This window comes from Vibrio sp. RC586 (genome assembly GCF_000176715.1).
GTDB lineage: Bacteria > Pseudomonadota > Gammaproteobacteria > Enterobacterales > Vibrionaceae > Vibrio.
Genome location: NZ_ADBD01000013.1, coordinates 648,324 through 662,902, shown reverse-complemented (window position 1 = coordinate 662,902; position 14,579 = coordinate 648,324). Strand labels below are relative to the sequence as shown.

Genomic DNA, 14,579 nt, shown 5'->3' with positions numbered 1-14,579 from the left:
AGGTTTTGTTTATATGGTGCGGAAGAAGAGACTTGAACTCTTACACCTTGCGGCGCCAGAACCTAAATCTGGTGCGTCTACCAATTTCGCCACTTCCGCAAATTGTAGTGATAATTTGATTTCTCAAATCATCGATATAATGGCAGGTCTGCCAGGATTCGAACCTGGGTATGACGGGATCAAAACCCGTTGCCTTACCGCTTGGCGACAGACCTGCAGTATTCTGCACAACGATCGTCGTTGCTTTCAATAATGGTGCGGAAGAAGAGACTTGAACTCTTACACCTTGCGGCGCCAGAACCTAAATCTGGTGCGTCTACCAATTTCGCCACTTCCGCAAATTTTTGTGATAACCCGATTGCTCGAATCATCGAAATAGTGGCAGGTCTACCTGGATTCGAACCAGGGGATGACGGGATCAAAACCCGTTGCCTTACCGCTTGGCGATAGACCTGCAGAATTCGATACATTTGGTGCGGAAGGAGGGACTTGAACCCTCACGTCCGAAGGACACTAACACCTGAAGCTAGCGCGTCTACCAATTCCGCCACCACCGCGTTAAATGCATCAAATTGTAATATGGTGGCTACGACGGGATTCGAACCTGTGACCCCATCATTATGAGTGATGTGCTCTAACCAACTGAGCTACGTAGCCACTCTAAATCTTTTCAGATTTAATATGGTGCGGAAGAAGAGACTTGAACTCTTACACCTTGCGGCGCCAGAACCTAAATCTGGTGCGTCTACCAATTTCGCCACTTCCGCAAATTGTTTGATGATTTGAATGCTCAACTCATCGATATAATGGCAGGTCTACCTGGATTCGAACCAGGGGATGACGGGATCAAAACCCGTTGCCTTACCGCTTGGCGATAGACCTGCAGTGATGATTAATATCATCAAATAATGGTGCGGAAGAAGAGACTTGAACTCTTACACCTTGCGGCGCCAGAACCTAAATCTGGTGCGTCTACCAATTTCGCCACTTCCGCAAATTTTTGTGATAACCCGATTGCTCGACTCATCGAAATAGTGGCAGGTCTACCTGGATTCGAACCAGGGGATGACGGGATCAAAACCCGTTGCCTTACCGCTTGGCGATAGACCTGCAGAATTCGATACATTTGGTGCGGAAGGAGGGACTTGAACCCTCACGTCCGAAGGACACTAACACCTGAAGCTAGCGCGTCTACCAATTCCGCCACCACCGCGTTAAATGCATCAAATTGTATTATGGTGGCTACGACGGGATTTGAACCTGTGACCCCATCATTATGAGTGATGTGCTCTAACCAGCTGAGCTACGTAGCCATCTTTTCGAGCGAGAGACTATAATACAATCTCGCTCTGACTTCCAATGGTTTTTACCGTGTTGAAAGTTAAGAAAATGGCAGGTCTACATGGATTCGAACCATGGGATGACGGGATCAAAACCCGTTGCCTTACCGCTTGGCGATAGACCTGCAGTGATGATTAATATCATCAAATAATGGTGCGGAAGAAGAGACTTGAACTCTTACACCTTGCGGCGCCAGAACCTAAATCTGGTGCGTCTACCAATTTCGCCACTTCCGCAAATTTTTAACAACCTGATACTTTTGGTGCGGAAGGAGGGACTTGAACCCTCACGTCCGAAGGACACTAACACCTGAAGCTAGCGCGTCTACCAATTCCGCCACCACCGCGTGTTCAAAAGCATCAAATTGTATAAGTTTGGTGGCTACGACGGGATTCGAACCTGTGACCCCATCATTATGAGTGATGTGCTCTAACCAACTGAGCTACGTAGCCAAATTTGTTTCTCTGCCGAGGCGTTTTGCCTTATCGCTGAGAACGGAGCGCATTATGCGGATATGGGTTAGGAGCGTCAACAGTTTTTTTGAATAAATTCTTTGAAACCAACCGTTCGAGTTTTTTTTAAACAAAGAGGCGTGTTTATGATCAAAAACCATTACCAAAACAACAAATTCATTACGCTTTGAGGATAACAAAGATCATTTTTTAGATGTCCATAAACACCAAAAGCCAACACTTTGGTTGGCTTTTGGTTTGCAATGAAGCGAGTTTTAAACGTTGAAGCGGAAGTGGATCACATCGCCATCTTTAACGATGTAGTCTTTACCTTCCAAACGCCATTTACCGGCATCTTTCGCACCTGACTCACCGTTAAATTGGATGTAGTCATCGTAGCCGATCACTTCTGCACGGATAAAACCACGTTCAAAGTCAGTGTGGATCTTGCCTGCCGCCTGTGGTGCTGTAGCACCGACAGGGATCGTCCATGCTCGCACTTCTTTCACGCCAGCGGTGAAGTAAGTTTGCAGGTTCAGCAGATCGTAACCAGAGCGGATTACTCGGTTTAGTCCTGGTTCTTCAATGCCCAGATCGGCTAAGAACTCATCACGTTCTTCTTCTTCCAGTTCAGAAAGTTCTGCCTCGATCGCAGCACAAACGGCAACAACAGAGGCATTTTCTTGTGCGGCAAACTCAACTACGGCATCCAGATATGGGTTGTTCTCAAAACCATCTTCATTTACGTTAGCAATGTACATGGTTGGTTTGAGTGTCAGCAGGTTCAAGTAACCGACGGCCAAGAGTTCTTCTTTCGTCAGCTTAACAGAACGCGCGGATTGGCCTTCGCTTAATACTGGTTGCAGTTTTTCCAGTACAGTCAGCTCAAATTTCGCTTCTTTATCGCCACCTTTCGCGCGTTTGCTTTGACGCAAAATCGCACGCTCGCAGCTATCAAGATCCGATAGCGCCAGTTCAAGGTTGATGACTTCGATGTCTTCCAGCGGTGAAACTTTACCTGCAACGTGAACGATGTTTTCATTTTCAAAGCAGCGTACAACGTGGCCAATTGCATCGGTTTCACGGATGTTGGCGAGGAATTTGTTACCGAGACCTTCACCTTTTGAAGCGCCTGCAACCAGACCTGCGATATCCACAAACTCCATGGTGGTTGGCAGAATACGCTCTGGTTTTACGATTGCGGCTAAGGCATCCATACGCGGATCTGGCACTGGAACCACGCCTGTGTTTGGCTCAATTGTACAAAACGGGAAGTTAGCTGCTTCGATGCCCGCTTTGGTCAGTGCATTAAAAAGAGTTGATTTACCTACGTTTGGCAAACCGACGATGCCACATTTAAAACCCATGACTGTAACCTTATTCAGCTTTGAAAGTGTGTAAACGATTTTGTGCTTTGGTGAGGCCATCCTTCATGAGGATCTCAAGGCAGCGAACGGATTCATCCACTGCGGCATCAAGGCATTCTTGCTCTTTAGTGGGAGCTTTGCCTAGCACATAACCGGCTACATTATCTTTGTGTCCCGGATGGCCGATACCAAGCCGTAGACGATAGAATTCTTTGTTGTTGCCTAATTTGCTTATGGTGTCTTTGAGCCCGTTATGTCCACCATGACCGCCTCCTTGCTTGAACTTCGCAATACCGGGAGGTAAGTCTAGTTCATCGTGTGCCACCATGATCTCTTCTGGCTTAATCTGGTAAAAGTTGGCCAGAGCGGCAATGGCTTTGCCTGAGAGGTTCATGAAAGTGGTTGGGACTAATACCCGTAATTCTTGACCATTGATCAACATTCGTCCGGTAAGACCAAAAAATTTGGGCTCATTTTTTAGCGTAACGTTGTGAATACGGGCTAATTCTTCGACAACCCAAGCACCTGCGTTATGGCGTGTTTTCGCGTATTCAGGTCCTGGATTAGCCAGTCCGACAAGGAGTTTGATTGGTTGACTCAAGGCGAATATCTCTTCGGAAACTCAAAAGCGCGGTATGATAGCACACATCCGCCGCGAGGTGCGAGTCACACAAAAGGCAATAAAAAAGCGCTTCATCAAGGATGAAACGCTTTCGCATCATCGATGCTCCAACTTATCTGACAGGCAGATAGGTTAGGTTATTCAATGATTAGTTAAACATCGCAGAGATAGACTCTTCGTTGCTGATACGACGAATCGCTTCAGCCAGCATGCTTGATAGAGTCAATTGAGTCACTTTTCCTGTCGCCGCCATCTCTTTCGATAGGGTGATAGAGTCAGTCACAATCACTTGATCCAACACAGAATTTTTGATGTTTTTCGCTGCATTGCCAGAGAACACCGCGTGCGTTGCGTAAGCAAATACGCGTTTCGCACCACGTTCTTTCAATGCTTCAGCAGCTTTACACAGTGTGCCACCGGTGTCGATCATATCATCGACAATCACACAGTCGCGGCCTTCAACATCACCGATCAGGTTCATGACTTCTGAAACGTTGGCACGTGGACGACGTTTGTCAACGATCGCGATATCAATATCACCTAGTGCTTTCGCCGTTGCACGAGCACGAACCACACCACCGAGATCTGGAGATACTACAACAGGGTCTTCCAAGTTACGCGCTTTCATATCTTCCAGCAGTACAGGTGTACCGAAAATGTTGTCTACTGGAACATCGAAGAAGCCTTGGATTTGCTCTGCGTGGAGGTCGATAGTCAGAACGCGGTCAACGCCAACGTTAGAAAGGAAATCTGCAACAACTTTTGCAGTGATTGGCACACGAGCCGAACGCACACGGCGGTCTTGGCGGGCATAACCAAAGTAAGGGATAACTGCCGTAATACGGCCTGCAGAAGCACGGCGCATTGCGTCAATCATAACCACCAGTTCCATCAGGTTGTCATTGGTCGGGGCACAGGTGGATTGAATGATAAATACATCGCTACCACGGACATTTTCATTGATTTGTACTGCTACTTCACCATCAGAGAAACGAGAAACAGTAGCATCACCAAGGGAAATGTACAGGCGATCAGCAATACGTTGGGCTAGTTCGGGTATTGCGTTACCAGCAAATAGCTTCATATCAGGCACGGTGGAAACCTCAGGGTTGCGTCCAGTTTTTAGTAAGGTCGGATTTTGGCTGATTGATAGTCAGCCAACGTCTTTCTGAGCGGTGAAACATTGCGGCCTTGGGCTACAAACGCTAAGACGTTGTCAGATAATTGAGCAAAGACTGCCTGTGCATCTTTCCTGCTCGAAAACTCAGCAAAAACGCAAGATCCCGTCCCGGTCAATCTTGACGGCGCGTATTGTAGCAGCCATGAAAGTTGCTGATCAACCTCGGGGTACAGTGATCGGACAATTTTTTCGCAATCGTTTTCGTAGGGAGTGGCAAGAAGGCTTGCCAGATCACGCTTCGGCGTATTTCTCACTAGGTCAGGATGAGTAAAAATATCTTTTGTCGCGATGCTGACTGCGGGGCGCACCACTAAATACCATTTTTCCTCGGGTTCTACCGCGGATAATTCTTCGCCAACACCTTCAGCAAAGGCGGCAAAGCCACGGGTAAAGACTGGGACATCCGCTCCGAGTGCCAACCCAATGTCGGTCAGTTGATCATCGTTAAGCCCAGTCTGCCATAAGTAATTGAGTGCCACTAAAGTGGTGGCCGCATTGGATGACCCTCCACCAATTCCGCCCCCCATTGGCAAAGTTTTGTGCAGTTTGATGTCCGCGCCGAGTGGTGATTGGCTCGCGTTTTTGAGTGCCATCGCGGCTTTGTAAATTAGGTTATCTTCTAACGCGACATCGGCTAGAGCGGGAGAGAGGGTGATGTTGCCGCTGTTGTTGGCGGTAATGGTCAACTCATCACCGTGATCGAGAAACTGAAACAAGGTTTGCAGATCGTGGTAGCCATTGGGGCGGCGACTGGTAATGTATAGAAACAGATTAAGCTTGGCTGGTGAGGGCCACACGGTAGTACCAGAGATCATGGGAGCAGCGTCCATTGTGAAATGACCAGTTGAATCGAGGTTTTATTTTGTTGGAGTTTGAGTTTATCTGGCAACGGAATGAGCTGATTTTGCCACTCAATGGCTTGGTAACGCTGATACTCCACTTGCCACTCTGCTGTTGACGCCAGTTTGGTGAGAGAGGCGAGGGTGTTTTGTTCGTTTAACTCATAATGACTGGCTTGGGTGGGTAAGCCTAAAATCCAATCTTCAAGTTGTTCTACGGGGATATCCAGCCCAGTTAAATTGCGAATCAAGCTTTGCGCATCTTGGTCGCGATAAATTTGGTCATCATAAGTATCGACCTGCGCGCCCTGCTCATCGACTTGTAGGTTGAGAACGGTTTGGCCGAGGAAATTGCTTAAGCGAAGCGAGAGTTGCTGCGGGCTTTTTTGCCATTGAAAATTGAACGATTGACGCTGATTAGGCGCGATATAACCGAGTTTGCCCGTGAGTTGATAGGCTTGAATTTGTTGTAATACGAGCTGATGAGATTGCCACTGAACGTTGATCGGCTGGGGAGGTGTCGTGGCACAACCTGCTAAGAGAAACAGACTCGCCACTCCAGGGAGCAGGCGACGTACGAGAGAGTTCATAGTGCGTTTTTTATCCAAAGCGAGAACGAAAACGGGTTAACTATATCATTGATCTCACGAACTCAGGAAAACAAATCCGGTCTGCCCTTTCAATCAAAGAGGGCATCAAGTAAAATTCGGCCTCTAGTTCACCACCATATCTGAGAATCCTCTATAGATGTCTTTGCTTGCTATTGGAATCAATCACAATACGGCGTCGGTAGAATTGCGGGAAAAAGTAGCCTTTGGTCCAGAGAAACTCTCTTTGGCACTGAATCAGCTTTCTAGCAGTTCACACGTTAAGGGAGGCGTGATCCTTTCAACGTGCAACCGTACCGAAATTTACTGTGATGTGAGATCGTCCAGCAAAAATAAAGTCATCGAATGGTTAGCTCAGTTTCACCAAGTCAGTTTGGATGAATTAAAACCCAGCCTATACGTCCACGAAGAACAAGCGGCGATTCGCCACCTGATGCGCGTGGCTTGCGGTTTGGACTCCTTAGTGTTGGGTGAACCACAGATTTTAGGGCAGGTGAAACAGGCTTACGCGGAAGCGCGAGAAAAACATGCCGTCAATCCCGCGACTGAAAAGCTGTTCCAAAAAACTTTTTCGGTGGCCAAGCGAGTACGCACCGAAACTGAGATTGGTGGTAGTGCGGTATCGGTAGCGTATGCAGCCTGTACTTTAGCGAAACACATTTTTGAATCATTGGCGGATGCCACTGTGCTACTGGTTGGTGCGGGTGAAACCATTGAATTGGTAGCAAAACATTTGGCTGGACATCATTGTAAGCGGATGATTGTGGCTAACCGTACGCGTGAGCGAGCTTTAGGGCTTGCCGAGCAGTTTGGAGCGGAAGTGATCGCTCTTAATGAAATACCAGATTATCTCGCGCAAGCGGATATTGTGATCAGCTCTACCGCCAGCCCCTTACCCATTATAGGTAAAGGCATGGTCGAAAGCGCGCTAAAAGCGCGCCGCCATCAGCCGATGTTGTTGGTGGATATCGCTGTGCCGCGCGATATTGAGCCGCAAGTCGGTAAGCTCAACGATGCTTACCTCTACTCGGTGGATGATTTGCAGTCGATCGTCGATAGCAATATCGAGCAGCGTAAAGTGGAAGCGATTCAGGCGGAAGCAATTGTCAGTGAAGAAAGCGCAACCTTTATGAGTTGGATGCGTTCATTGCAAGCGGTGGATAGCATTCGTGATTATCGCAAGCAGGCCAATGAAACTCGTGAAGACCTGCTGAGTAAGAGTCTGCAAGCATTAGCTGCAGGCGGTGACCCTGAAAAACTGCTTATCGAGTTAAGCAACAAGCTGACCAACAAACTAATTCACACCCCAACCCGAGCGCTGCAAACAGCGGCGGAACAAGGGGAACCGGCTAAATTGGCCGTGATCAGACAAAGTTTGGGTCTTGACGACCTGAACTAAATCTCAACTTAGAGTTTAAAGAAAACTATGAAAGCGTCGATTTTAAGCAAGCTTGAATCCCTTGTTGAGCGCTACGAAGAGGTGCAACACCTCCTCGGCGATCCAGCAGTTATTGGTGATCAAAATAAATTCCGTGCTCTGTCCAAAGAGTATTCGCAGTTGGAAGAGATCACTCAGTGTTTCCAAGCGTATCAGCAAGCCAAAGAAGATCTGGTTGCGGCTGAAGAGATGGCGCAGGAAGATGACGCTGAAATGCGTGAAATGGCGCAAGATGAAATCAAAGCGGCGAAAGAGGCGATTGAGCGTTTAACCGATGAGCTACAAATCCTTTTGCTGCCAAAAGATCCGAACGATGATCGCAACTGTTTCTTGGAAATCCGCGCCGGTGCGGGTGGTGACGAAGCGGGTATTTTCGCCGGTGATTTGTTCCGTATGTACAGCCGCTTTGCTGAGAAAAAAGGTTGGCGCATCGAAGTGATGTCATCAAGCGAAGCTGAGCATGGCGGTTACAAAGAGATGATCGCCAAAGTCAACGGTGATGGTGCTTACGGTACGCTGAAATTTGAATCTGGCGGTCATCGCGTGCAACGTGTTCCGGCTACGGAAGCGCAAGGTCGCATCCATACCTCTGCTTGTACGGTTGCGGTGATGCCTGAAATTCCAGAAGCGGAAATTCCGGAAATTAAAGCCAGCGATCTGAAAATTGACACCTTCCGTTCATCAGGCGCGGGTGGTCAGCACGTTAATACCACAGATTCGGCAATCCGTATTACCCACTTGCCAACGGGCATTGTTGTTGAGTGTCAGGATGAGCGTTCACAGCACAAGAACAAAGCGAAAGCGATGTCTGTGTTGGCCGCGCGTATTGCACAGGCTGAAGAGTCAAAACGTGCCGCAGAAATTTCGGATACTCGTCGTAACCTTCTGGGTTCGGGCGATCGTAGTGACCGTATTCGTACTTACAACTACCCGCAAGGTCGTGTGTCCGATCACCGTATCAACCTGACGGTGTACCGCCTGACGGAAGTGATGGAAGGCGACATGCAATCACTGATTGAACCGGTTATTCATGAGCATCAAGCGGATCAGTTGGCGGCACTGGCGGATCAAAACTAATCCATGTCAGTCACCATTGAAGCGGCATTAAAAGTGGCAACCGAGCAACTGCAGCAAAGCGGCAGTGATTCGCCAGCGTTAGATGCCGCTGTGTTACTTTGCCATGTACTGGCTAAGCCACGTTCCTATTTGCTGACTTGGCCAGATAAAACGCTTGAGGAGTCAGCTTTGGTTTCTCTAAACGCATTACTTGCTCGCCGCATAACTGGGGAGCCTGTTGCCTACATCCTCGGTGAGCGTGAGTTTTGGTCGCTGCCGCTGAAAGTCTCTCCTTCCACTCTCATTCCGCGTCCGGATACCGAACGTTTGGTTGAGTTGGCGCTTGAGAAAGCGGCGTTGATTGAAGGTGAACTCCTTGATCTTGGTACCGGAACAGGGGCGATTGCGTTGGCTTTGGCTTCGGAGTTACCACTGCGTCGTGTTACAGGGATTGATTTACGCCCTGAAGCCGCGGAATTGGCGCAGGAAAATGCTACCCGCTTGAGTATTCTCAATACGCAATTTTTGCAGGGGAGTTGGTTCAGCCCGCTGGCTGGCGGTACGAAGTTTGCTTTGATCGTCTCCAACCCACCTTATATTGAGGAAAATGATCCTCATTTGAATCAGGGTGATGTTCGTTTCGAGCCGAAAAGTGCACTGGTTGCTGAAGAAAACGGCTTGGCGGATATTCGCTACATCAGTACGCATGCTCCTCACTTTTTACTTGAAGGGGGCTGGTTGCTGTTTGAGCATGGCTACGATCAGGGTGAAGCGGTGCGTACGATTTTGCGTGATTTAGGCTACCAAAGCGTGACGACCGAACAAGATTATGCCGGTAATGACCGGGTTACATTGGGACAATATCAAACGGAAAGAGAATCATAATGTACGAAGGCTTAAAACATTTTCACCTTTTCACCATCGGCGTGAGCGCGATGATGTTGTCAATTCGCTATGTGCTGATGATGATTAACTCTGCACATTTAGAGCGCAAATTTTTCAAAATTTTCCCGCATGTGAATGACACTTTGTTACTGCTTTCCGGTGTTGGTTTAATTTTTATCACTGGTTTCATCCCTTTTACGGCCGCTGCGCCGTGGATGACAGAAAAATTCACCTGTGTGTTGGCTTACATCGCTTTAGGCTTTTTTACTCTGAAGTTAGGCCGCAACAAACTGCTGCGTAGCTTTGCGTTTTTTGGCGCATTAGGCTGGCTCGCGATGGCTGGAAAAATTGCGGTAACTAAAGCGCCGATTCTGTTTGGTTAATCTTAGGAGCAACCATGCTGAATTTGTGTGATGAAGATTTTGATGCGATGGAGTTGGTGGAGGGGGCGCTTGCGCTCAATAAAGCCATCAATCCAGATACGCAGATAGAATGGGCTCACATTGAGTTGGCACGTCTGCTCGAAGAGGCGGAACTGGCACTGGTGCATGAGCACCATGACAAAGCACGTTTCGATGCTTTTTTACGCCTGTTTTACCAAGAGTGGGGCTTTAGCGGTGATCGTGAAGCATATTTTGATTCACGTAATGCCTTCATGGATCAAGTTTTAGAGCGACGCAAAGGCATTCCGGTCAGTCTGGGATCTTTACTGCTTTATTTTGGTCGTAAGTTGGGCTTTCCGCTTAATGGCATTAGTTTCCCCACTCAATTTCTGCTTTCGCTTAATTGGCCGGATGAAACACCGATTTATCTCAACCCATTCAATGGTGAGATTGTTTCTCTGCACACTTTGCAGGCTTGGTTGGTCGGCCATAAAGGGCCGCTTGCCAAGCTAAAACCCCAACATTTACAGTGGGTGGATAATCCAACCATTATTGGCCGCTGGTTGGCACTGCTCAAAAGTGCCTTGCTGCGTGAAGAACGTTATACTCTGGCGCTAAGATGTACGGATTTGGCGCTAACGTTTGTGCCTGATGATCCCTATGAAATACGCGATCGTGGCTTTATCTATCAGCAGTTAGAGTGTCACCAAATTGCCATTTCGGACTATCAATATTTTATTGATCAATGTCCGAACGATCCGGCGGCTGAATTGTTAAAAACGCAAGTCAATGCGCTCAGTCACGATACTCAAGTGACTCTGCATTAACCCAACAAGAGAGATTAAGATGGAACACAAAATTGTCCATGTAGGTGATATTCCGGTAGCAAACGATAAGCCGTTTACCCTGTTTGCGGGTATGAACGTGTTAGAGTCGCGTGATCTAGCGATGCAAATTTGCGAGCACTACGTGAAGGTAACTGACAAGCTTGGCATTCCTTATGTGTTCAAAGCTTCTTTTGATAAAGCTAACCGTAGCTCTGTTCACTCTTATCGTGGTCCTGGTTTGGAAGAAGGCATGAAGATCTTCCAAGAGCTGAAACAGACTTTCGGGGTGAAAATCATTACTGACGTTCATACGGCTGAACAAGCGCAGCCAGTAGCGGATGTGGTTGATGTGATTCAATTGCCAGCATTTTTGGCACGCCAAACCGATTTGGTTGAAGCGATGGCGAAAACCGGCGCTGTGATCAACGTGAAAAAACCGCAATTCATGAGTCCAGGTCAAGTTGGCAACATCGTTGAGAAGTTTGCTGAGTGTGGCAATGATAAAGTGATTCTGTGTGAGCGCGGCTCTTGCCACGGTTATGACAACTTAGTGGTTGATATGCTTGGTTTTGGCGTGATGAAGCAAGCGTCTAACGGCAGCCCAATTATCTTTGATGTGACTCACTCACTGCAAATGCGTGATCCTTCTGGTGCAGCATCGGGCGGCCGTCGTCAACAAACCGTTGAATTGGCGAAAGCGGGCTTGGCAACGGGTATTGCGGGTCTGTTTATTGAAGCGCACCCGAACCCAGAGAAAGCGAAGTGTGATGGTCCATCAGCACTGCCACTGGATAAACTAGAGCCATTCCTAGCACAAATGAAAGCGCTGGATGATCTAATCAAAAGTTTTGCGCACATCGATATTCAATAAGATTTGAATTGTCGCCGAATTTCAAAGCCATCTACGGATGGCTTTTTCATATCTGATCCCTATGCCTATCCTTGTGCCCCATTCAAGTAAACCAAGCTTTCTGTAGGTTAAACGCTTGCGTGCACACAATCGTTGAGTATCGTCCTCTCTCAGTAAAACGTTTGCCTGTGATCGGCGCAGGTAATCTTCTTAACTCTCACTGCTGGTTACATCTTATTGGGGAGTTTTAGGTGATCTATCCTACATAAATATGAAATCAAGCTGTCTCATCAATTTCGTTACTTTAAACTAAATCAAGTTTTACCCATGCCTCAAGCCGTGCATGTGGGAAGAAGCGTATGCGCCGTTCGAGCGCTTATCACAACATTTAAAGCAGTGGTTTTCATCAGTTCAAAGGTATGACAATGAAACAAGGCCTCATTCTAAAATCCGTACTTAGTGCAGCAATCATTGCCTCTCTGGCGGGTTGTGCAACCCAACCTGCTAACCAGTGGGAAGCAGACAAAACTTATAAGCTGACAATTCTGCACACCAATGACCATCACGGCCGTTTCTGGCAAAACCAGTATGGCGAATATGGTATGGCAGCGCGCAAAACATTGATTGACCAACTGCGTGCTGACATTGAAGCACAAGGTGGCAGTGTACTTCTGCTCTCTGGTGGCGATATCAATACAGGTGTACCAGAGTCCGACCTGCAAGACGCAGAGCCAGATTTCAAAGGCATGAGCAAAATTGGCTATGATGCGATGGCGCTCGGTAACCACGAGTTTGATAACCCGCTTGAAGTGCTGTTTAAGCAAAAAGAGTGGGCGAATTTCCCAATGCTGTCTGCCAATATTTACGATAAAGCAACGGGTAAGCGTCTGTTTCAGCCGTACCACATCTTCGATAAGCAAGGGATCAAGATTGCCGTCATTGGTTTAACCACCGAAGACACCGCAAAAATTGGTAACCCTGAATACATCGGTGGCATCGATTTTCGTGATCCTAAAGAAGAAGCGAAGCAAGTGATCGCTGAGCTGAAAAAAAATGAGAAGCCAGATCTGATCATCGCGGTGACACACATGGGGCACTACCAAAATGGTGAGCATGGTGTGAATGCACCCGGTGATGTGACATTGGCACGTTTCCTACCTGCAGGTGAGCTGGATATGATTGTGGGTGGTCACTCACAAGAGCCAGTGTGTATGGAAGGCCCAAATCTGGTGAAAAAGAATTTTGAGCCGGGTGATGCTTGTAAGCCAGACATGCAAAATGGTACTTACATTGTTCAAGCCTACGAGTGGGGTAAATACGTTGGCCGTGCGGATTATGAATTCCGTAACGGTGAGCTGAATATGGTTAGCTACAACTTGATCCCAGTTAACTTGAAGAAAAAAGTTGAAGTAAACGGTGAAAGCAAGCGCGTGTTTGCAACCTCTGAAATTAAAGAAGATGCGGCGATGCTCGACTTCCTGCGCCCTTATCAAGAGAAAGGTCAAGAGCAGCTCAACATTAAGATTGCGCAAAGTAACGGTAAGTTGGAAGGTGATCGTAACGTAGTGCGTTTTGAACAAACCAACTTAGGTCGCATGATTGCGATGGCGCATATGCAACGTGCTAAAGCCGATTTCGCCATCATGAACTCAGGTGGTGTGCGTGACTCTATCCAAGCTGGCGATATTACTTATAAAGATGTGCTGAAAGTTCAGCCATTTGGCAACATTCTGACTTATGTGGATATGAATGGTCAGGAAGTATTGGATTACCTAAACGTGGTGGCAACGAAACCTGTTGATTCTGGTGCGTATGCCCAGTTTGCAGGTATCTCAATGACTGTGGCTGAGGGTAAGGTTTCTAACGTGATGATCGGTGGTAAGCAATTGCGTTTGGATGAAACATACCGCTTCACCGTACCAAGCTTTAATGCGGCGGGTGGGGATGGTTATCCGAAAATCACTGATCTCCCAAGTTTCGTTAACACAGGTTTTGTGGATGCAGAAGTGCTGAAAGATTACCTTGAAGCAAACAGCCCAATTGATGTCAACCGTTTCGCGCCATCAGGCGAGATTGTTTATCGTTAATTAAGGTTTGACTCAGCGAGTTGAATTGCGTTTACTGACCGGCGGTGTGAAAACACCGCCTTTTTTGTTTTTCCATATCGATATGGAACTGAGCTTTCTCTGCCCATCAGCAGTGTGAGTAAATGAGGACACGCGATTCATGACTCCCGCAATCAATCTTGCAAAGAAAAATAAAATCCCCCATACCATTCATCAGTATGAGCATGATCCTAGCCATGCCAGTTATGGCTTAGAAGCAGCTCAGGCGCTTGGTCAAGATCCGAAGCGCGTATTCAAAACCTTACTGTTTTGTATGAATGGCGAGGAAAAAAATCTCGCGGTAGCGATTATTCCTGTCGATCTAAAGCTGAATCTAAAACTGGCGGCCAGAGCGGCAAAAGCCAAAAAAGCTGAGATGGCGAAACCAGAGATTGCTGAAAAAACCACAGGCTATGTTGTGGGGGGGATCAGCCCTCTAGGCCAGAAAAAAGCACTCCCCACCTTCATTCATCAAAGTGCCGAAACTCAAGCCACGATTTGTGTGAGTGCTGGGAAGCGAGGGTTGGAAATAGAGCTAGCACCGCAAGATTTAGCGCGTTTAACTCGTGGTCAGTTTGTTGATCTGTGCCAAGAAGAGAATTAATTGATACCCCTGTAAAAACGGC

Annotated in this window: 13 protein-coding genes and 16 tRNA genes; 8 read left to right on the top strand and 21 right to left on the bottom strand. The window is 47.5% G+C overall.

Going from position 1 to position 14,579, the window contains the following annotated elements:
- Positions 1-14: 14 nt before the first annotated feature.
- From VOA_RS02505 to lolB, 21 genes are all read right to left on the bottom strand, one after another.
- Positions 15-99 (bottom strand) — tRNA-Leu (locus tag VOA_RS02505).
- 41 nt (positions 100-140) lie between these two features.
- Positions 141-215: transfer RNA gene (locus VOA_RS02510), tRNA-Gln, on the bottom strand.
- 38 nt (positions 216-253) lie between these two features.
- Positions 254-338 (bottom strand) — tRNA-Leu (locus VOA_RS02515).
- Positions 339-379: 41 nt separating this feature from the next.
- Positions 380-454 (bottom strand) — tRNA-Gln (locus tag VOA_RS02520).
- Positions 455-471: 17 nt separating this feature from the next.
- Positions 472-557, bottom strand: a tRNA-Leu gene (locus VOA_RS02525).
- Between the two features lie 23 nt (positions 558-580).
- A tRNA-Met gene (locus VOA_RS02530) sits at positions 581-657 on the bottom strand.
- Positions 658-682: 25 nt separating this feature from the next.
- Positions 683-767: transfer RNA gene (locus VOA_RS02535), tRNA-Leu, on the bottom strand.
- A 40-nt stretch (positions 768-807) separates the two neighbouring features.
- Positions 808-882, bottom strand: a tRNA-Gln gene (locus VOA_RS02540).
- 27 nt (positions 883-909) lie between these two features.
- Positions 910-994, bottom strand: a tRNA-Leu gene (locus VOA_RS02545).
- Between the two features lie 41 nt (positions 995-1,035).
- Positions 1,036-1,110: transfer RNA gene (locus tag VOA_RS02550), tRNA-Gln, on the bottom strand.
- A gap of 17 nt (positions 1,111-1,127) precedes the next feature.
- A tRNA-Leu gene (locus tag VOA_RS02555) sits at positions 1,128-1,213 on the bottom strand.
- Positions 1,214-1,236: 23 nt separating this feature from the next.
- Positions 1,237-1,313 (bottom strand) — tRNA-Met (locus VOA_RS02560).
- A gap of 77 nt (positions 1,314-1,390) precedes the next feature.
- Positions 1,391-1,465, bottom strand: a tRNA-Gln gene (locus tag VOA_RS02565).
- A 27-nt stretch (positions 1,466-1,492) separates the two neighbouring features.
- Positions 1,493-1,577: transfer RNA gene (locus tag VOA_RS02570), tRNA-Leu, on the bottom strand.
- 24 nt (positions 1,578-1,601) lie between these two features.
- Positions 1,602-1,687 (bottom strand) — tRNA-Leu (locus VOA_RS02575).
- 29 nt (positions 1,688-1,716) lie between these two features.
- A tRNA-Met gene (locus VOA_RS02580) sits at positions 1,717-1,793 on the bottom strand.
- Between the two features lie 275 nt (positions 1,794-2,068).
- Positions 2,069-3,160 (bottom strand): redox-regulated ATPase YchF, encoded by a 1,092-nt coding sequence (gene ychF, locus VOA_RS02585; RefSeq protein ID WP_000505887.1) that lies wholly within the window; start codon positions 3,158-3,160, stop codon positions 2,069-2,071.
- A 10-nt stretch (positions 3,161-3,170) separates the two neighbouring features.
- A complete protein-coding gene (gene pth, locus VOA_RS02590; protein WP_000081946.1) occupies positions 3,171-3,761 on the bottom strand; it encodes an aminoacyl-tRNA hydrolase in 591 nt (196 codons plus the stop codon).
- A 169-nt stretch (positions 3,762-3,930) separates the two neighbouring features.
- Complete coding sequence (locus tag VOA_RS02595) at positions 3,931-4,875, bottom strand: ribose-phosphate pyrophosphokinase (RefSeq protein WP_001113134.1); 945 nt, start codon at positions 4,873-4,875, stop codon at positions 3,931-3,933.
- A gap of 29 nt (positions 4,876-4,904) precedes the next feature.
- A complete protein-coding gene (ispE, locus tag VOA_RS02600; RefSeq protein ID WP_000623268.1) occupies positions 4,905-5,777 on the bottom strand; it encodes a 4-(cytidine 5'-diphospho)-2-C-methyl-D-erythritol kinase in 873 nt (290 codons plus the stop codon).
- Positions 5,774-6,391, bottom strand: a complete 618-nt coding sequence (lolB, locus tag VOA_RS02605; protein WP_001087417.1) for a lipoprotein insertase outer membrane protein LolB — start codon at positions 6,389-6,391, stop codon at positions 5,774-5,776. The genes ispE and lolB overlap by 4 nt, the downstream gene beginning before the upstream one ends.
- A 157-nt stretch (positions 6,392-6,548) precedes the next feature.
- Between lolB and hemA the strand changes: the two genes are divergently transcribed.
- From hemA to ybaK, 8 genes are all read left to right on the top strand, one after another.
- On the top strand, positions 6,549-7,808 hold the full coding sequence (hemA, locus tag VOA_RS02610) for a glutamyl-tRNA reductase (protein WP_000054216.1): 1,260 nt from the start codon (positions 6,549-6,551) through the stop codon (positions 7,806-7,808).
- Between the two features lie 27 nt (positions 7,809-7,835).
- Positions 7,836-8,924, top strand: coding sequence for a peptide chain release factor 1 (gene prfA, locus VOA_RS02615; protein ID WP_000647698.1), 1,089 nt, complete (start codon positions 7,836-7,838; stop codon positions 8,922-8,924).
- 3 nt (positions 8,925-8,927) lie between these two features.
- On the top strand, positions 8,928-9,788 hold the full coding sequence (gene prmC, locus VOA_RS02620) for a peptide chain release factor N(5)-glutamine methyltransferase (protein WP_000117285.1): 861 nt from the start codon (positions 8,928-8,930) through the stop codon (positions 9,786-9,788).
- Positions 9,788-10,171: a SirB2 family protein gene (locus tag VOA_RS02625; RefSeq protein ID WP_000272894.1), complete on the top strand. Its 384-nt coding sequence runs from the start codon at positions 9,788-9,790 to the stop codon at positions 10,169-10,171. The genes prmC and VOA_RS02625 overlap by 1 nt, the downstream gene beginning before the upstream one ends.
- Positions 10,172-10,185: 14 nt before the next feature.
- Positions 10,186-10,998, top strand: coding sequence for a SirB1 family protein (locus VOA_RS02630; protein WP_000933137.1), 813 nt, complete (start codon positions 10,186-10,188; stop codon positions 10,996-10,998).
- A gap of 19 nt (positions 10,999-11,017) precedes the next feature.
- A complete protein-coding gene (kdsA, locus tag VOA_RS02635; protein ID WP_000400337.1) occupies positions 11,018-11,869 on the top strand; it encodes a 3-deoxy-8-phosphooctulonate synthase in 852 nt (283 codons plus the stop codon).
- Between the two features lie 404 nt (positions 11,870-12,273).
- A complete protein-coding gene (gene ushA / locus VOA_RS02640) occupies positions 12,274-13,935 on the top strand; it encodes a bifunctional UDP-sugar hydrolase/5'-nucleotidase UshA (RefSeq protein ID WP_000809009.1) in 1,662 nt (553 codons plus the stop codon).
- A 139-nt stretch (positions 13,936-14,074) separates the two neighbouring features.
- The gene (gene ybaK, locus VOA_RS0118675) at positions 14,075-14,557 is read left to right on the top strand and encodes a Cys-tRNA(Pro) deacylase (RefSeq protein ID WP_000186557.1); all 483 of its coding nucleotides are present in this window, start codon (positions 14,075-14,077) and stop codon (positions 14,555-14,557) included.
- Positions 14,558-14,579 lie beyond the last annotated feature (22 nt).